Annotated in this window: 16 protein-coding genes, 1 tRNA gene and 1 pseudogene; 9 read left to right on the forward strand and 9 right to left on the reverse strand. The window is 54.4% G+C overall.

Going from position 1 to position 18492, the window contains the following annotated elements:
• Positions 1-68: 68 nt before the first annotated feature.
• A pseudogene (locus AC07NP_RS17205) lies at positions 69-755 on the reverse strand (tyrosine-type recombinase/integrase); the annotation flags it as partial.
• A 186-nt stretch (positions 756-941) separates the two neighbouring features.
• Positions 942-1026, reverse strand: a tRNA-Leu gene (locus AC07NP_RS17210).
• Between the two features lie 230 nt (positions 1027-1256).
• On the opposite strand from AC07NP_RS17210, the gene ahr reads away from it, so the two are divergent.
• Both ahr and AC07NP_RS17220 read left to right on the forward strand, forming a co-directional pair.
• Entirely contained in the window at positions 1257-2276 is a 1020-nt protein-coding gene (ahr, locus tag AC07NP_RS17215; RefSeq protein ID WP_494661194.1) for an NADPH-dependent aldehyde reductase Ahr, read from the forward strand.
• 135 nt (positions 2277-2411) lie between these two features.
• A complete protein-coding gene (locus tag AC07NP_RS17220) occupies positions 2412-3914 on the forward strand; it encodes a helicase HerA-like C-terminal domain-containing protein (RefSeq protein ID WP_494661195.1) in 1503 nt (500 codons plus the stop codon).
• 42 nt (positions 3915-3956) lie between these two features.
• Here AC07NP_RS17220 and lptG read toward each other — a convergent pair whose 3' ends face one another.
• From lptG to AC07NP_RS17235, 3 genes are all read right to left on the reverse strand, one after another.
• Positions 3957-5039, reverse strand: coding sequence for an LPS export ABC transporter permease LptG (gene lptG / locus AC07NP_RS17225; RefSeq protein WP_203359116.1), 1083 nt, complete (start codon positions 5037-5039; stop codon positions 3957-3959).
• The gene (gene lptF / locus AC07NP_RS17230; protein WP_494661196.1) at positions 5039-6139 is read right to left on the reverse strand and encodes an LPS export ABC transporter permease LptF; all 1101 of its coding nucleotides are present in this window, start codon (positions 6137-6139) and stop codon (positions 5039-5041) included. The genes lptG and lptF overlap by 1 nt, the downstream gene beginning before the upstream one ends.
• 62 nt (positions 6140-6201) lie before the next feature.
• Positions 6202-6252, reverse strand: a complete 51-nt coding sequence (locus AC07NP_RS17235) for a hypothetical protein (RefSeq protein WP_223307023.1) — start codon at positions 6250-6252, stop codon at positions 6202-6204.
• Between the two features lie 154 nt (positions 6253-6406).
• Between AC07NP_RS17235 and pepA the strand changes: the two genes are divergently transcribed.
• The 4 genes from pepA (at position 6407) to AC07NP_RS17255 (ending at position 12014) form a co-directional block, all read left to right on the forward strand.
• Positions 6407-7918, forward strand: a complete 1512-nt coding sequence (gene pepA, locus AC07NP_RS17240; protein WP_192610898.1) for a leucyl aminopeptidase — start codon at positions 6407-6409, stop codon at positions 7916-7918.
• Positions 7919-8036: 118 nt separating this feature from the next.
• Positions 8037-8480 (forward strand): DNA polymerase III subunit chi, encoded by a 444-nt coding sequence (gene holC, locus AC07NP_RS17245; RefSeq protein WP_494661197.1) that lies wholly within the window; start codon positions 8037-8039, stop codon positions 8478-8480.
• Positions 8480-11335, forward strand: coding sequence for a valine--tRNA ligase (locus tag AC07NP_RS17250; protein WP_494661198.1), 2856 nt, complete (start codon positions 8480-8482; stop codon positions 11333-11335). Before holC ends, AC07NP_RS17250 begins: the two co-directional genes overlap by 1 nt.
• A 175-nt stretch (positions 11336-11510) precedes the next feature.
• Positions 11511-12014, forward strand: a complete 504-nt coding sequence (locus AC07NP_RS17255; RefSeq protein WP_203359121.1) for a GNAT family N-acetyltransferase — start codon at positions 11511-11513, stop codon at positions 12012-12014.
• Between the two features lie 35 nt (positions 12015-12049).
• On the opposite strand, the gene miaE is transcribed toward AC07NP_RS17255, so the two are convergent.
• Both miaE and rraB read right to left on the reverse strand, forming a co-directional pair.
• Entirely contained in the window at positions 12050-12808 is a 759-nt protein-coding gene (gene miaE, locus AC07NP_RS17260; protein WP_494661199.1) for a tRNA isopentenyl-2-thiomethyl-A-37 hydroxylase MiaE, read from the reverse strand.
• Between the two features lie 59 nt (positions 12809-12867).
• Positions 12868-13284 (reverse strand): ribonuclease E inhibitor RraB, encoded by a 417-nt coding sequence (rraB, locus tag AC07NP_RS17265; protein WP_192610893.1) that lies wholly within the window; start codon positions 13282-13284, stop codon positions 12868-12870.
• A gap of 98 nt (positions 13285-13382) precedes the next feature.
• On the opposite strand from rraB, the gene argL reads away from it, so the two are divergent.
• The 3 genes from argL (at position 13383) to AC07NP_RS17280 (ending at position 15323) form a co-directional block, all read left to right on the forward strand.
• Positions 13383-13478: a putative translational regulatory protein ArgL gene (gene argL / locus AC07NP_RS17270; protein WP_494661200.1), complete on the forward strand. Its 96-nt coding sequence runs from the start codon at positions 13383-13385 to the stop codon at positions 13476-13478.
• A complete protein-coding gene (gene argF, locus AC07NP_RS17275) occupies positions 13448-14452 on the forward strand; it encodes an ornithine carbamoyltransferase (RefSeq protein WP_494661201.1) in 1005 nt (334 codons plus the stop codon). Before argL ends, argF begins: the two co-directional genes overlap by 31 nt.
• 109 nt (positions 14453-14561) lie before the next feature.
• The gene (locus AC07NP_RS17280; protein WP_494661202.1) at positions 14562-15323 is read left to right on the forward strand and encodes an IclR family transcriptional regulator; all 762 of its coding nucleotides are present in this window, start codon (positions 14562-14564) and stop codon (positions 15321-15323) included.
• 12 nt (positions 15324-15335) lie between these two features.
• Here the strand turns inward: AC07NP_RS17280 and AC07NP_RS17285 are convergent, their stop codons facing one another.
• Together AC07NP_RS17285 and AC07NP_RS17290 are read right to left on the reverse strand one after the other, a co-directional pair.
• Positions 15336-16952, reverse strand: a complete 1617-nt coding sequence (locus tag AC07NP_RS17285; RefSeq protein WP_494661203.1) for a glycoside hydrolase family 43 protein — start codon at positions 16950-16952, stop codon at positions 15336-15338.
• A gap of 10 nt (positions 16953-16962) precedes the next feature.
• The gene (locus AC07NP_RS17290) at positions 16963-18342 is read right to left on the reverse strand and encodes a glycoside-pentoside-hexuronide (GPH):cation symporter (RefSeq protein ID WP_203359126.1); all 1380 of its coding nucleotides are present in this window, start codon (positions 18340-18342) and stop codon (positions 16963-16965) included.
• Between the last annotated feature and the right edge of the window lie 150 nt (positions 18343-18492).

Below are 18492 nucleotides of genomic sequence, written 5' to 3' on the forward strand. Positions count from 1 at the left end.
CATTGGTGCACCTGTGTTGTTCTGAGGTGAGCATATCACCTCTGTTCAGGTGGCCAAATTCAGTAAACCACTTCAAGTCTAGTAAGAGGTCTACCGGTATAACTATCTATGCGCCGTAATAGTTCTGGGATTCGCTTCAACTGAAGAGCAGGTCGATGCTGCCTGTTACTTGAAGCAACAGCGCCAACCATCTCCTGCGCGGGGTTATAGTCCAGTAAACCACTCTGTACGGCATAGCGCATAATTGCCGTGGTTCGCTGTTGTAATCGTGAAGCAACCTCAAGCCGTCCTGACAGTTCTACCGCTTTGATTGGGGCCAGCAGGTCTCTAGTTTTAAGATCAGCGATATTCCGCTTACCTATGGCAGGGAAGAGATTGTCCTCCAGGCTTTTAAGCACTCGTCGACTATGTTCTTCCGACCACTTTTTATTTGTGGCATGCCACTCAATAGCAAGCTGCTCAAAAGTACGTGCTTCCTCCTGCTCAATCTTATCATTTTTCTTTTTATCTCCCGGATCGATGCCGTTTGCTAAAAGCTTACGAGCGTCATCGCGACGAGCTCTGGCATCTGCAAGAGATACGTCAGGGTAAACACCCAGAGCCAGCATCTTTTGCTTTCCGCCAAATCGATACTGCAGACGCCAGTACTTAGAGCCATTTGGATGAACAAGAAGGTGCATACCGTTGCCATCGGTCAGCTTATATTGCTTATCCGTTGGCTTGGCTGTTCTGACTTTGATATCTGTTAGAGCCATGCTTATCCCCTCCCTGTTGGTACAAGCATTATCGAACCGGAAATACCATCATCTGTACCAACATCTGTTGGTAGATGCACGTTGAAGTCGGTTGACCTTGAGAGAGTTAATATAGCGGGAATGATGGCTAAATACTGGATTTCAGACACAAAAAAAGACGTCCGTTGACGTCTATTGATGTTCCGATGGTGCCGAAGGCCGGACTCGAACCGGCACGTATTTCTACGGTTGATTTTGAATCAACTGCGTCTACCGATTTCGCCACTTCGGCACTGAAGAGGTATGCGGAAAACGTTGTGGATTATACCTGTCACGCGCCACCATGCAAGCGGCAGCGTGTGCCTCACTCGTTAAGTGTCGAAATTTTCAGCATTACGCAGTTTAAAAGCAGTATTCATCACATTTCTCCCCCTCCTCTCGCGACTTAACCCCCCCTTCTTTGAAGCGTCCCATTCCCCCATGCTCTACACTTCCAGTTCAACACCCACCGAGGGAAACACGATGTCCATTATAAAAAGCTATGCCGCAAAAGAGGCGGGCAGCGAACTCGAACTTTACGAATATGATGCCGGTGAACTCAGGCCGGAAGATGTCGAGGTGCAGGTCGACTACTGCGGTATCTGCCATTCCGATCTTTCCATGATCGACAACGAATGGGGATTCTCTCAGTATCCGCTGGTTGCCGGGCATGAAGTGATTGGTCGCGTGGCGGCGCTCGGCAGCGCAGCGCAGGAAAAAGGGTTGAAGGTCGGACAGCGCGTGGGCGTTGGCTGGACGGCGCGCAGCTGTGGGCATTGCGATGCATGTATCAGCGGTAATCAGATTAACTGCCTGGAAGGAGCCGTAGCCACCATTCTCAACCGTGGCGGTTTTGCCGAGAAACTGCGGGCAGACTGGCAGTGGGTGATCCCGCTTCCGGAGAGCATCGATATTGAGTCGGCAGGTCCTCTGTTATGCGGCGGTATTACGGTCTTTAAACCTCTGCTGATACACCACATCACCGCGACCAGTCGCGTGGGGGTGATCGGCATCGGCGGTCTTGGGCACATCGCCATTAAGCTACTGCACGCGATGGGCTGTGAAGTGACCGCATTTAGCTCGAATCCGTCAAAACAGCAGGAAGTGCTGGCGATGGGAGCTGATAAAGTCGTGAACAGTCGCGATCCAGACGCGTTAAATGCGCTGGCAGGTCAGTTTGATCTCATTATCAACACCGTTAATGTCGATCTCGACTGGCAGCCCTACTTTGAAGCTCTGGCCTACGGCGGCCATTTTCACACCGTCGGCGCAGTGATGAAGCCGCTGCCGGTTCCGGCGTTTACATTGATTGCTGGCGATCGCAGCATCTCCGGTTCAGCAACCGGTACGCCCTATGAACTGCGCAAGCTGATGAAGTTTGCCGGGCGCAGCAAGGTCTCGCCGACGACAGAGTTGTTCCCAATGTCGCAAATCAACGACGCCATCCAGCACGTTCGCGACGGCAAAGCGCGCTACCGCGTGGTGCTGAAAGCCGACTTCTGATCCCCTCTTCCGGGTGGCGTTTGCCGCCCGTTTATCCCTGCCTCTTCGGAATCCGCTTCGCAAAGTCAGGAATTTCGCGATGTGGAACGCCCGGCGGTTGCCTATACTCCAGGCAGGATAAATGGAGGAAATCTCATGAGCGCACCCTTGTTAATTGCCCGCACGCCAGAAACCGAGCTGTTCTTACTGCCAGGCATGGCAAACCGTCACGGGCTGATTACCGGCGCGACGGGGACGGGTAAAACGGTCACCTTGCAAAAGCTGGCCGAGTCGTTGTCGGAAATCGGCGTTCCGGTGTTTATGGCGGATGTGAAAGGCGATCTGACGGGCGTGGCTGAAGAGGGCGTAGCCTCGGAAAAACTGCTTACCCGGCTAAAAAACATCGGTATCACCGACTGGCAGCCCCACGCCAATCCGGTGGTGGTGTGGGATATTTTCGGCGAAAAAGGCCATCCGGTGCGGGCGACCATCTCCGATCTCGGGCCGCTACTGCTCGCGCGCCTGCTAAATCTGAACGAGGTCCAGTCCGGCGTCCTTGATATTATCTTTCGTATCGCCGATGACCAGGGGCTGTTGCTACTGGATTTCAAAGACCTGCGAGCCATTACCCAATACATTGGCGATAACGCCAAATCCTTCCAGAATCAGTACGGCAATATCAGTAGTGCATCGGTGGGGGCGATACAGCGTGGCCTGCTGACCCTCGAGCAACAGGGCGCGACCCACTTTTTTGGCGAGCCCATGCTGGAGATCACCGACTGGATGCGCGTCGACGCAAACGGCAAAGGGATTATCAATATCCTCAGCGCAGAAAAACTTTACCAGATGCCAAAACTGTATGCCGCCAGTCTGCTCTGGATGCTCTCCGAACTTTACGAGCAACTGCCGGAAGCGGGCGATCTGGAGAAGCCGAAGCTGGTTTTCTTCTTCGACGAGGCGCATCTGTTGTTCAACGACGCGCCACAGGTGTTGTTGGATAAAATCGAGCAGGTTATTCGCCTGATCCGTTCAAAAGGCGTTGGCGTCTGGTTCGTCTCACAGAACCCGTCCGACATACCCGACAACGTGCTCGGGCAGTTGGGTAATCGCGTGCAGCATGCCTTGCGCGCCTTCACACCGAAAGATCAGAAAGCGGTGAAAACCGCAGCGCAGACGATGCGGGCAAATCCGGCATTTGATACCGAAAAAGCCATTCAGGAGCTGGGTACTGGCGAAGCGCTAATCTCGTTTCTTGATGCTAAAGGCAGTCCGTCGGTGGTGGAACGCGCAATGGTCATTGCGCCCTGCTCGCGGATGGGGCCACTCACCGACGACGAACGTAACGGGTTACTCAATCACTCTGCACTGTACGGCAAGTATGAGGAAGAGGTGGATAGCGAATCCGCTTACGAGAGGCTGCAAAAGGGTGTGCAGGCTAGCACAGAACAGCAGAACAACCCGATGGTGAAAGGCAAAGAGGTTGCGGTTGACGAGGGTATTCTCGGCGGGCTGAAGGACATTTTGTTTGGCAGTACCGGGCCACGCGGCGGTAAACGTGATGGTGTCGTACAGAGTGTTGCCAAAAGCGCAGCCCGTCAGGTCACCAATCAAATTATACGCGGGATGTTGGGCAGCTTACTGGGCGGGAGAAAACGCTAAGGTGAGACATGCACCCTCCCGTAACACGGGAGGGTAGCAGGATTACGATCTCCGCAGCATCAACCAGAGGCTAATCAGGAAGAACGAGGCGCTCGGCAACAGCGCGCCAATAATCGGCGGAATGCCATAAACCAGCGTCAGTGGACCAAAGATCTGGTCAAGCACGTAGAAGACAAAACCAAAGCTGATACCGGTGACAACACGCGCCCCCATCGGAACGCTACGCAGCGGGCCGAAAATGAACGACAGCGCCATCAGCATCATGACGGCCACAGAGAGCGGCTGGAACACTTTACTCCACATATTGAGCTGGTAGCGTCCGGCGTCCTGACCACTCGACTTCAGATACTTCACGTAGCTGTGCAGGCCGCTGATGGAGAGCGCATCTGGATCTAACGCGACCACACCGAGTTTGTCCGGCGTCAGGTTGGTTTTCCAGGTACCGCTCACCGTCTGCGAACCGGTGATTTGCTTCGGATTGGTTAGGTTGGACTCATCGACCTGCGACAGACGCCATACTTTGTGCTCAGCATCGAATTTCGCAGAAGCGGCGTAACGCACCGACTGCAAACGGCGCTGCTCGTTGAAACCGTAGATACTGATCCCGCCCAGCTCCGTATCGCCTTTAACCCGTTCGATATACACAAAGTTATTGCCGTCTTTTGCCCACAACCCTTGCTGGGTAGAGAGCAACGAGCCGCCATACATTTGCTGAGCACGGTAGTTACGCGCCATCTGCTCGCCCTGCGGCGCAACCCACTCGCCAATTGCCATCGTCAACAGCACCAGTGGAATGGCCGTTTTCATGACCGACAGCGCCACCTGCATGCGGGTGAAACCAGAAGCCTGCATCACCACCAGTTCGCTGCGCTGCGCCAGCATCCCCAGCCCCAGCAACGCGCCTAACAGCGCCGCCATCGGAAAGAAGATCTGCACATCTTTTGGCGCGCTGAGCAGGGTATACATCCCAGCGCCCAACGCATCGTAGCTCCCCTGCCCGGCTTTTTTCAGCTGGTCGACGAACTTAATAATGCCGGAGAGCGACACCAGCATGAACAGCGTCATCATGATGGTGGTAAAAATGGTTTTACCGATATAGCGGTCAAGTACACCAAATGGCTGCATTACACCGCTCCTCTACGCAGAAAACGGGCACGCAGACGGCGTACCGGCACCGTATCCCACAAGTTCAGGCCAATCGCCAACGCCAGATACGCCAGGTTCACCGCCCACATCCAGAGCGCCGGGTCCAGTTTGCCTTTACCACCATTGGATTTCAGGGAGGTCTGCACAAGGAAGAACAGCAGATACAGCAACATCGCCGGGAGCATTGACAGGATGCGCCCCTGACGTGGGTTCACCACGCTCAGTGGTACGACCATCAGCGCCATCATAAATACGGTAAACACCAGCGTCAGGCGCCAGTGTAGTTCCGCCCGGGCACGATCGGTTTTGGCCGACAACAGCGAGCGCATATCCATCTGCTCGGAATCATTGGGATCCAGCGCAACCGCCTGATGCCCAATAATCGCCTGATAGTTCTGGAAATCGGTAATGCGGAAATCACGTAACAACGCGGTCCCTTCGAAGCGTGTCCCTTGATTCAGGGTGACCACCTGAGAGCCGTCGCGAAGCTGCGTCAAATGCCCGGAATCAGCCACCACCACGGAAGGACGGGCGTTGCCTTTCGGGCGGATTTGCGCGAGAAACACGTCTTTGAAGTCGCTGCCATCGACACTTTCGATAAACAGGACCGAGCTGCCATTGGTTGCCTGCTGGAATTGCCCCTGCGCAAGCGCAGCCATACCGGGGTTGGCTTTCGCCTCCGCCAGCACTTCATCCTGATGTTTAGATGATAAAGGTCCCGCCCACATGACGTTGACCGCAGCGACAATACCAGTAAACAACGCCAGTACCATGGCGGCTTTTACCAGGACGGCTTTGCTCAACCCGCAGGCGTGCATGACCGTAATTTCACTTTCAGTATACAGTTTGCCCAGCGTCATCAGCAGCCCAAGGAACAGGCTGAGAGGCAGAATGAGCTGCGCCATTTCAGGCACGCCCAGCCCCAGCAGAGAGAGCACCAGATTTGCCGGAATATCACCGTCAACCGCCGCACCGAGGATCCTCACTAACTTTTGACAAAAGAAGATCAAAAGCAAGATGAAAAGGATCGCAAGTTGGCTTTTGAGCGTCTCCCGTACCAGATATCTTATGATTATCACTTTAAATACGCCCGTAAAAACTCGTCTTTTGCAGGATTTTAGCTTGTTTCATGGCTTAAACGTCATTTATTCTCTTGAGTCGTCGAAATCGTCGCTAAGACTATTATACTCAACGGATTCACCTCTCAGAAAATTGTTCTGACGTGCCAATACCGTAATAACGTTAAGATTAACACGAAGTCACCGCAACAGCGGACATGAGTTACGAAAGCTTGCAATTCTATCCGTAGCCACCGCCGTTGTCTTTAAGAATCAGGAGTGTAGTGCATGGAGTTCAGTGTAAAAAGCGGTAGCCCGGAGAAACAGCGGAGTGCCTGCATCGTCGTGGGCGTCTTTGAACCGCGTCGCCTCTCTCCGATTGCAGAACAGCTCGATAAGATCAGCGACGGGTACATTAGCGCACTGCTGCGCCGTGGCGAACTGGAGGGAAAACCGGGGCAGACGCTATTGTTGCACCATGTGCCGAACGTTTTGTCCGAGCGAATTCTCCTTATTGGTTGTGGCAAAGAGCGCGAACTTGATGAGCGTCAGTACAAGCAGGTCATTCAGAAAACCATTAATACACTGAATGATACTGGCTCAATGGAAGCCGTTTGCTTCCTGACCGAACTGCACGTCAAAGGCCGTAATAACTACTGGAAAGTGCGCCAGGCGGTCGAGACAGCCAAAGAGACGCTGTACAGTTTTGATCAACTGAAAACCAACAAAAGCGAACCGCGTCGTCCGCTGCGTAAAATGGTCTTCAACGTGCCAACCCGCCGTGAGCTAACCAGCGGCGAACGCGCGATCCAGCACGGTCTGGCGATTGCCGCCGGTATCAAGGCAGCAAAAGATCTTGGCAATATGCCGCCAAACATCTGCAACGCCGGTTATCTGGCTTCGCAGGCGCGTCAGCTGGCAGATTCCTACAGCAAAAACGTCATTACCCGCGTCATCGGCGAACAGCAGATGAAAGAGCTGGGCATGCACTCCTACCTTGCGGTGGGCAACGGTTCGCAAAACGAATCGCTGATGTCGGTTATCGAATACAAAGGCAATCCGTCCGAAGACGTACGCCCGATCGTACTGGTTGGTAAAGGGCTGACCTTTGACTCCGGTGGTATCTCCATCAAGCCTGCCGAAGGTATGGACGAGATGAAGTACGACATGTGCGGCGCGGCGGCAGTGTACGGCGTGATGCGCATGGTGGCGGAACTGCAGTTGCCGATTAACGTCATCGGTGTGCTGGCGGGCTGTGAAAACATGCCGGGCGGGCGAGCTTATCGTCCGGGCGACGTGTTGACCACCATGTCCGGTCAGACCGTTGAAGTGCTGAACACCGATGCCGAAGGCCGTCTGGTGCTGTGCGACGTATTAACCTACGTTGAGCGTTTTGAGCCAGAAGCGGTGATTGACGTGGCGACCCTGACCGGGGCTTGCGTGATTGCGCTGGGCCATCACATCACCGGTTTGATGTCGAACCATAATCCGCTGGCGCACGAGCTCATTAGCGCGTCCGAGCAAGCGGGTGACCGCGCATGGCGTCTGCCGCTGGGCGATGAGTTCCAGGAGCAACTGGAGTCTAACTTTGCGGATATGGCCAACATCGGCGGGCGTCCTGGCGGGGCAATCACCGCAGGCTGCTTCCTGTCGCGCTTTACCCGTAAATACAACTGGGCGCACCTGGATATCGCCGGTACCGCATGGCGTTCCGGCAAAGCGAAAGGTGCAACCGGTCGTCCGGTCGCGTTGCTGTCGCAGTTCCTGCTGAACCGCGCCGGGTTTAACGGCGAAGAGTGATGTTAAATGCCGGGTGGCGGCTTCGCCTTACCCGGCCTACAACGTGACGATACCGTAGGCCCGGTAAGCGCAGCGCCACCGGGCAATACGTTTAAATCCACAACAAGAAACCCCATATATGAAGAATGCAACGTTCTACATTCTGGACAACGACACCACCGTCGATGGCTTAAGCGCTGTCGAACAACTGGTGTGCGACGTTGCCGCAGAACGTTGGCGCAGTGGCAAGCGCGTGCTGATTGCCTGTGAAGATGAGCAGCAGGCCATTCGTCTGGATGAAGCGCTGTGGGCAAGACCGGCTGACCGTTTTGTTCCACATAATCTGGCGGGTGAAGGCCCAAGAGGCGGCGCGCCGGTTGAAATTGCCTGGCCGCAAAAACGCAACAGCAGCCCGCGGGATATCTTGATCAGCCTGCGAACAAACTTTGCAGATTTTGCCACCGCTTTCACAGAAGTGATAGACTTCGTTCCTTACGAAGATTCTCTGAAACAACTGGCGCGTGAACGCTACAAAGCCTACCGCGTGGCTGGTTTTAACCTGAATACGGCAACCTGGAAATAATGGAAAAGACATACAACCCACAAGATATCGAACAGCCGCTTTACGAGCACTGGGAACAGCAGGGCTACTTCAAGCCAAACGGTGATGAAAGTAAAGAATCCTTCTGCATCATGATCCCGCCGCCGAACGTCACCGGCAGTTTGCATATGGGTCACGCCTTCCAGCAAACCATCATGGATACCATGATCCGCTACCAGCGCATGCAGGGTAAAAACACCCTCTGGCAGGCGGGGACCGACCATGCCGGTATCGCCACCCAGATGGTGGTTGAGCGCAAGATTGCCGCTGAAGAAGGTAAAACCCGTCACGATTACGGACGCGACGCGTTCATCGACAAAATCTGGCAGTGGAAAGCGGAATCCGGCGGCACCATTACCCGTCAGATGCGCCGTCTCGGTAACTCCGTGGACTGGGAGCGCGAGCGCTTCACCATGGACGAAGGTCTTTCCAATGCCGTGAAAGAAGTCTTCGTACGCCTCTACAAAGAAGACCTGATTTACCGTGGTAAACGCCTGGTCAACTGGGACCCGAAACTGCGCACCGCCATCTCTGACCTGGAAGTGGAAAACCGCGAGTCTAAAGGCTCGATGTGGCACATCCGCTATCCGCTGGCCGACGGCGCGAAAACCGCAGACGGTAAAGATTACCTGGTTGTCGCTACCACGCGTCCGGAAACCCTGCTGGGCGATACCGGCGTGGCCGTAAACCCGGAAGATCCGCGTTATAAAGATCTGATTGGCAAATTCGTGGTGCTGCCGCTGGTAAACCGCTGCATTCCGATTGTGGGCGATGACCACGCCGATATGGAAAAAGGCACCGGCTGCGTGAAAATCACCCCGGCGCACGACTTTAACGACTATGAAGTCGGTAAACGTCACGCCCTGCCAATGATCAACATCCTGACGTTTGACGGTGACATCCGTGAAAGCGCCCAGGTCTTTGATACCAAAGGTGAAGAATCTGACGTCTACGCCAGCGACATCCCGGCGGAGTTCCAGAATCTGGAGCGCTTTGCCGCCCGTAAAGCGGTGGTGGCTGCCGTTGACGCGCTCGGCCTGCTGGAAGAGATTAAACCGCACGACCTGACCGTTCCTTACGGCGACCGTGGCGGCGTGGTTATCGAACCGATGCTGACCGACCAGTGGTACGTGCGTGCTGACGTGCTGGCGAAACCGGCGGTTGAAGCGGTTGAGAACGGCGACATTCAGTTCGTGCCGAAGCAGTACGAAAACATGTATTTCTCCTGGATGCGTGATATTCAGGACTGGTGTATCTCCCGTCAGCTGTGGTGGGGTCACCGTATCCCTGCATGGTACGACAACGAAGGCAACGTCTACGTGGGTCGCACCGAAGACGAAGTGCGGAAGGAAAACAACCTGAGTGCCGACATTGCGCTTCGTCAGGACGAAGACGTTCTCGATACCTGGTTCTCCTCCGCGCTGTGGACCTTCTCCACTCTCGGCTGGCCGGAAAACACCGACGCCTTGCGTCAGTTCCACCCATCCAGCGTAATGGTCTCCGGCTTCGACATCATCTTCTTCTGGATTGCCCGCATGATCATGATGACCATGCACTTCATCAAAGATGAAAACGGCAAGCCGCAGGTTCCGTTCCATACCGTCTACATGACCGGTCTGATTCGTGACGACGAAGGCCAGAAGATGTCCAAATCCAAGGGCAACGTTATTGACCCGCTGGATATGGTCGACGGCATTTCCCTGGCAGACCTGCTGGAGAAACGTACCGGCAACATGATGCAGCCGCAGCTGGCGGAGAAAATCCGTAAGCGCACCGAGAAGCAGTTCCCGGACGGCATCGAGCCACACGGCACCGACGCCCTGCGCTTCACCCTGGCCGCACTTGCCTCTACCGGTCGCGATATCAACTGGGATATGAAGCGCCTGGAGGGTTACCGTAACTTCTGTAACAAACTGTGGAACGCCAGCCGCTTTGTGCTGATGAACACCGAAGAGCAGGATTGCGGCTTCAACGGCGGCGAAATGACCCTGTCGCTGGCAGATCGCTGGATCCTGGCGGAATTCAACCAGACCATCAAAGCCTACCGCGAAGCGCTGGATAACTACCGCTTCGATATCGCTGCAGGCATCCTGTACGAGTTCACCTGGAACCAGTTCTGCGACTGGTATCTGGAGTTGACCAAGCCGGTGATGAACGGGGGTTCTGAGTCTGAACTGCGCGGCACTCGCCATACTCTGGTGACCGTGCTGGAAGGTCTGCTGCGCCTCGCGCACCCGATCATCCCGTTCATCACGGAAACCATCTGGCAGCGCGTGAAAGTGATTTGCGGCATCACCGCCGACACCATCATGCTGCAGCCGTTCCCACAGTACGATGCGTCTCAGGTTGATGAAGCGGCGGCGTCTGACACCGAGTGGCTGAAACAGGCGATCATTGCGGTACGTAACATCCGTGCGGAAATGAACATCGCCCCGGGCAAACCGCTGGAACTTCTGCTGCGCGGTTGCAGCCAGGACGCGGAGCGTCGTGTGAACGACAACCGTGGCTTCCTGCTGAACCTGGCGCGTCTGGAGAGCATCACCGTGCTGCCAACCGATGACAAAGGTCCGGTATCCGTGACCAAAATCATCGACGGCGCTGAGCTGCTGATCCCGATGGCTGGCCTCATCAACAAAGAAGATGAGCTGGCGCGTCTGGCGAAAGAAGTGGCGAAAATCGAAGGCGAAATCAGCCGCATCGAAAACAAACTGTCTAACGAAGGCTTTGTGGCGCGCGCACCGGAAGCGGTGATCGCCAAAGAGCGTGAGAAGCTGGACGGTTACGCGGAAGCGAAAGCGAAACTGGTTGAGCAGCAGGCGGTTATCGCCGCGCTGTAATCAAATGCCGGGTGGCGATACGCTTACCCGGACTACAGTCCGTTGCAATATCCATGTATTGTGCGCTTTATCAGGCGCACAATACATTCGTTCCTGAATTATCCTCTCTTGCACTCCCCTGCCCTGCGGTGTTATTAACTGCGTATATCTGTCACTATTTATTTCGAGTTTCGCTATGAGTGTTATATCTCCGGTCGCGGCGACCCTGCGCCTGATCACCGCTGACGATAATCCCGCGGTGGCCAGCGTCATCCGTCAGGTCTCTGCCGAATACGGCCTGACCGCCGACAAAGGCTATACCGTTGCCGATCCGAATCTGGATGAGCTGTACCAGCTTTACAGCCAGCCTGGCCACGCGTATTGGGTGGTAGAGCAAAATGGTCGCGTGGTGGGCGGCGGCGGTATTGCGCCACTTTCCTGTAGCGAACCGGATATTTGTGAATTGCAGAAGATGTATTTTCTGTCGACGGTACGCGGCCAGGGGCTGGCGAAGAAACTGGCGCTAATGGCGCTCGATCACGCCCGCGAACAGGGCTTCAAACGCTGCTATCTGGAAACCACCGCGTTTCTGCGTGAAGCCATCGGCCTGTATGAACATTTAGGCTTTGAGCACATCAGCGAACCGCTGGGCTGCACCGGACATGTGGATTGCGAAGTGCGGATGCTGAAAGGTCTGTAAGTTTGCCCGACGCAGTACGCCTATCGGGCAGACAATCACATCGGCACACCGCTGTGAAAACGAAACTCATCGTCCGGCGAGGTGATTAACGCCGCCTCCACTTCACCAAAGAAGCGAACGCGCGGCGTGATATCCACTTTCGACACCTGCTGCGCCAGCGCCAGGTAATCCTGATAGTGACGCGCTTCTGAACGCAGCAACGAGAGATAAAACTTCTGCAACGGCTCATCAAGATACGGTGCCAGCGCGGCAAAACGCTCGCAGGAACGCGCCTCGATATACGCCCCGCAAATCAGCTTATCAATCAGCGTCAGCGGCTCGTGGGTACGCACCTCTTTCAGCATCCCTTTGGCATAGCGGCTGGCAGTGATCTTCACATACGGGATCTGGCGCGCGGTCATGGCCTCGCGCACCTGCCAGAAGTGATGCAACTCCTCTTTGATCAGCAGCACCATGCTGTCGATCAACGCCTGCCCCCACGGGTCGTCGGTCTGCGGCATCGCGCTTTTGCCGATCTGCTTATGCAGGGCGACGAAATCAGGCTCCGGCCCTTCACGGAAGGCAAACGCTTCGTAGGGTTGTAGCCAGGCGAGCAACGCATCAGCCCCCTGTTTATCCGCAACATATTTACGCACCAGCAGCATCGCCGTTTGCGCGGCTTTCAGCTCACACACCAGGTGGTCAGTTAACAGCAGCGGGAGATTCGCCGGATCGCGGGCTTTATCGAGCCACGCCTTTGGCGTTGGGCATTGCAGAAAAGAGAGAACCGGAGAGAGTATTTGCGGGTAATCCATTGGTAACCTGTCATTAAGGTACGACAGCAGGCGCTGTCGTACCGTATAGCATCTGGAACTTAGTGGCGCACACCGTCGTCGTCTTCGTCGACGAAATCTTCATCGTCGCCGTCTTCGCCGTTAGGGTCTTCAAAGTACGTTCCCCAGCCGTCGTATTCCACTTCAAACTTCTCTGCCAGATTCATCAATTGTTCAACCTGAGCGTCGATGATCTCAGCGTTCAGCGCGCATTCGCTGAGGATGTCGCAGCAAATGACCGTGTCGCCCTCTTCCACTTCCAGCTCTTCCGGCTCGGTCACTTCATAGCCGAGTTTGAACGCTTCTACTGCAGCTTTCTCCAGCGTTTCGAAGTCATCTGCGGAAAGGTGATGCTCAATGGTGTACAGCGCGTCGGGATCGCTGCCATCCTCGAGTAATTCTTCAATAATCAAGCGCGTCTCTTCACGCTGCTCTTCCAGTAGTTCCGGGTTTGCCATGGCTGATTCCTCATAATGTCCTGCCGATACTCTTATTGTCACATACCGCTGACATTGCCTCCACCTTTCCAGCAAAGATTTGTTAAACAGGGTTGCAAATGAATAATCATCCATATAAATTGAATTTTAATTCAACAAGTGGTCTTAACCATGTGAGGGAACCATGTCTGCGTTTTATCAGAAGCATTTCTTGAAATTGCTTGATTTCACCTCTGCTGAACTTACCACTCTGCTGCAACTCGCCGCGCAGCTGAAAACCGATAAGAAAAACGGTAACGAAACACCAAAACTGACCGGTAAAAATATCGCGCTCATCTTCGAAAAAGACTCGACCCGTACCCGATGCTCTTTCGAAGTTGCCGCATACGATCAAGGCGCCCGCGTGACATACCTCGGCCCCAGCGGCAGCCAGATTGGCCATAAAGAATCTATCAAAGATACCGCGCGCGTGCTGGGCCGCATCTACGACGGCATACAGTATCGCGGCTACGGCCAGGAGATTGTCGAAACGCTGGCGGCGTATGCCGGTGTGCCGGTGTGGAACGGCCTGACCAATGAATTTCACCCGACGCAATTACTGGCTGATCTGCTGACCATGCAGGAGCATCTGCCGGGCAAAGCGTTCAATGAAATGACGCTGGTGTATGCAGGCGATGCGCGTAACAACATGGGCAATTCGATGCTGGAAGCGGCGGCATTAACGGGGCTGAATTTACGTTTGGTTGCGCCAACCTCCTGCTGGCCGGACGCGTCCCTTGTGGCGGAATGCAAGGCGATGGCGCAGAAAAACGGCGGTAATATCACACTGACCGAAGAGATTTCGGCAGGCGTGAAAGGCGCTGACTTTATCTATACCGATGTGTGGGTGTCGATGGGGGAAGCCAAAGAGAAGTGGGCTGAGCGTATCGCGCTGCTACGTGAATATCAGGTGAATAGCGCGATGATGGCGCTAACCGGTAACCCGCAGGTGAAATTCCTCCACTGTCTGCCCGCGTTCCACGATGACCAGACCACCCTCGGTAAGAAAATGGCACAGGAGTATGGTTTGCATGGCGGTATGGAAGTCACCGATGAGGTATTTGAGTCTGCGGCAAGCATTGTCTTTGATCAGGCAGAAAACCGTATGCACACCATCAAAGCGGTAATGGTGGCGACGTTAAGCCAGTAAGTTGCGTTACCGGATGGCGCAGTGTTTAAGGCCGCCATTCGGCATTGCTTTTCCCCCCCGAAAATAGTACGGTCACACGAGGAGAACCCTTCGTGGACGGTAATAAATTATGCCAATAATTCAGTCTGTTGAACGTGCTTTGCAGATCCTCGACTTGTTTAATGAGCAGTCAACGGAACTCAAAATCACCGAAATCAGTAAACAGATGGGATTGAGCAAAAGCACCCTCCATTCTCTTCTCAAAACCCTGCAACTCCACGGCTATATCGATCAGAACCCGGAAAACGGTAAATACTGCCTCGGGATGAAACTGGTCGAACGCGGGCATTTTGTGGTTAGCACGATGGATATTCGTCAGAAGGCGAAAAGTTGGCTGACGGTACTTTCGCAGGAGACCGGGCAAACCACCCATCTGGGTATTCTGGACGGTAACGAAGGTATCTACATCGAGAAAATCGAAGGCAAACAGGCCGCGATTGCCTATTCACGAATTGGCCGCCGACTGCCCGTACATGCCACCGCTATCGGCAAAGTATTACTGGCCTGGCTGGACAACGAAGAACTCGCCGCGTTGCTGGAAGGGTACCCATTCACACGCTTTACACCCTCCACCATCACTGACCGCGCCGCAATGCTGGCGGCGCTGGCGCAAACCCGCCAAAACCTCTACGCAAGTGATAACGAAGAAAACGAACAAGGTGTGCGTTGCATAGCGGTACCGGTATGGAATCATGAATCGCGCGTCATTGCCGCACTCAGCCTTTCCACCCTCACCTCACGCGTAAGCGATAGCGAGCTGGCGACCTATCGCCAGATGTTGATGGACGCCGGGCTGGGGCTATCAAAAACGCTGGGCTATCGCACGCGATAACCCAGCTCGCCGTTATGCTTCAGGCTGATACGAGAACGAAGCAAAATCAGCGTAGCAACCGTCGCCGCTGATATCTTCACAGTGCAGGCCAACAAACGCGCCGGTAAAGAAACCTCTTCCACCGATATAGTCATCAGAGAGTTTCCAGGCTTCAAACGTGAGCGGGATCGTCTGCCAGTGTTGCCCATCGAATGAATAACTGTAGCGATATTCAAGCGTATCAACATCCACGCGCAGCCAAACATTCTCCGCCGCTTCCGGTACCAAAATGGGGTTATCGTAAAGATGCCAGTGCGCTACGTTATGGTCGAGCTGAATAATTTTCAGCGTTCGTCCGCGCTCCTCTTCCCAATCCATAAAACAGTACGTCCAGTTTTTGCTGTTGTAATAACAGGTTAACCCGGCGCTCTGCTGAAAGTGGCGAGGTGAGAAGGCCATCTGCGTCTCAGCACGGAAGCGGAAATGCTGCCAGCGGCGGGCGACAGTCGATTGGGTAAAGGTGGAATTCAACGAGTCATTACCAAACAGACGCAAAAAGCCGGGTCGGGCAGTTAGCGACCCAAGCTGTTCATCAAAGGGAATACGCAGAGTTTGCAGTTCCGGGTCGAGACGCGCGCTGTCGAAATTCGCATGCCACACTCCCGCACTAACGGCAGATTGCTCCCTCATACGCGGCCCCGGCACCGACAACGCGGCATGTTTTCCACCTTCGACATACGGCCAGCTATCGCGCCACTCAATACGCGTAATGCCTGTCTCGCGTCCTAATGGGCAGTATCCTCGCCCCCCGGCCGCCAGACGCGGGATACCCGGCAAATGCAGCGGGCGACTTGTCAGGTAAGCCATATACCACTCGCCGGTGTGCGTCTCCAGCAGCGAACCGTGGCCGCTCTTTTGCAGCGGATTTTCCGGCAGATGCCAGCTAGTCATCATGGTCACGTCCGGGTGCAGCTCATACGGCCCATCAATATTTGTTGAGCGCAACACCACCACAGCATGTTCGTAGCTGGTTCCCCCCTCCGCCACCAGCAGATAGTAATAGCCCTCGCGGCGATAAATATGCGCCCCTTCGGTGTAACCCAACGGCGTGCCAGTAAACAGGGTTTTACGCAGCGGCGAGAGAGTTTGCGTATCGGCGAAGAATTCCTGCATCACGATGGTGTTATGCGGGTTACTGTGGTGGCGCGGCCCCCAAGGGCGATAAATATAATATTTGCGGCCATCCGTATCATGGAACAGTGAAGGGTCAAAGCCCCCGTTACCCATCGGCACGGGTGCACTCCACGGCCCTTCAATTGATGGCGCAGTCACCAGAAAGTTGCGGCCATTTTTCCAAGGCGAATCAACAATTTTGACATCGGTGTACAGCAGCCAGAAGCGCCCGTCGGCATAGCTCAGGCAAGGAGCCCAGATACCACCGGAATCCGGGTTACCTTTCATATCCAGCAGAGTAACGCTGTCCAGCGGCGTACTGACCAGCGACCAGTTTTTCAGATCGCGGGAGTGATAAATACGCACGCCGGGGAACCACTCGAAGGTGGAGGTGGCGATGTAGTAATCCTCCCCCACGCGGCACAGGGAGGGGTCTGGGTTAAAACCGGTCAGGATAGGGTTTTCAATCTGATACATTATTCTCTCCTCAGTTCACCGCAGCGGCGGCATCAGCGGGTTGCGTTTCAGGCTGCGCGGTGCGCTGGCGTTGCAGTTGCTGGCTAATCTCTTCGACGCGCTGGCTGGTCAGTTTGTAGAACGACAGCAGCGTAAACATGCCGACATAGAGCACAACCGGCACTATGCAGAACAGGACTTTTATCATGGTCAGCACGTTATCCGACTGTACCGCGCTTCCCGCAGAGTAGCTGGAGAATGCGAGGAGCCACCCCACCAGTGCCCCACCAATCGCCAGTCCGATTTTCAGGCTGAAGAGATAGGTCGAGAAGACCAGGCCATCAAGACGACGCCCGCTGCGGCTCTCTTCGTAGTCCACCACATCAGACGCCATCAACCATTGCAGCGGCGTGGTGGTATTAAAGACAAACAGGAACAGGATATTAAGCGCAAAGATAAGGGCGATATTGTTGGCCGGGACAAGGAAAATACTCAGGCTAATCAGCGAGTAGATCACGATGATCCACTTAAACGAGGTAACACGATCAAAACGCCCCAACAGGCGTGAGGAACAGAGCGAGCCGAACATGGTTGCGAGGCTGCCATAGAGCAGAAATTGCGTCGCCAGCTCCGGGTGATCCATGACGTATTTCACGAAATAGAGCGTCGCCCCACCGCGTACTACGTTTGAGCCCGTTGCCATCATCTTAAAGGCGCACATAATTCGCCACTGGCTATTACCCATTAATAACTTAAGGTCTTTCTTAACTGAAGCGCTTGGTTGAATATCAAAAGTGTAACGCTCTTTCGTCAGCGAGAAACAGATAAACAGCAGCACGACACCACAAACACCAAGCACGCACATCGCGCCAAAATAACCCGCCTGTTCATTTCCTTTGCCAATGATATTCACCAATGGAAGCGCTATGCCGCTAATGGCTAATGAACCCGCCGCCGCAAGGAAAAAACGCCACGACTGCAATGCATGACGTTCTTTAGGGTCTGCGGTAATCACCCCCGGCATCGCGCAATAAGGCACATTCACGAAGGTATAAACCAGGGTCAGCAAAATATAGGTGACGCTCGCGTAGATAATTTTCCCGTTGGCGGAAAAATCGGGCGTATAGAACGTTAATACACAAACAATACCAAATGGGATCGCCCCCCATAACAGGTAAGGACGGAACTGCCCGTAACGCGTGCGGGTACGATCCACCACCAGGCCCATCAAGGGATCGGTCACGGCATCCAGTACTCGGGACACCAGGAACAGTGTTCCCATAACGCCCGCAGAAAGTCCAAAAACATCGGTATAAAAATAGGCCAGTAAAAACATCGTGGCTTGCCAGACAAAACCACAAGCAGTGTCTCCCAGTCCGTAACCGATTTTATCTTTCATGGTTAAATGCATGTCTACCTCCAGGTCATAAGAGAGGAATACATTCCGAATGGTCGGGACCTACAAAATAAAATGCATAACGCGCACTTTGTAAGGAATACACCCTTTATTCGTATGTTTATTAGATGATTCTTGCAGAGTGCCATTGTAGAAATTTATTTT

The sequence above is a fragment of the Citrobacter sp. GW821-FHT07H02 genome (assembly GCF_059418505.1).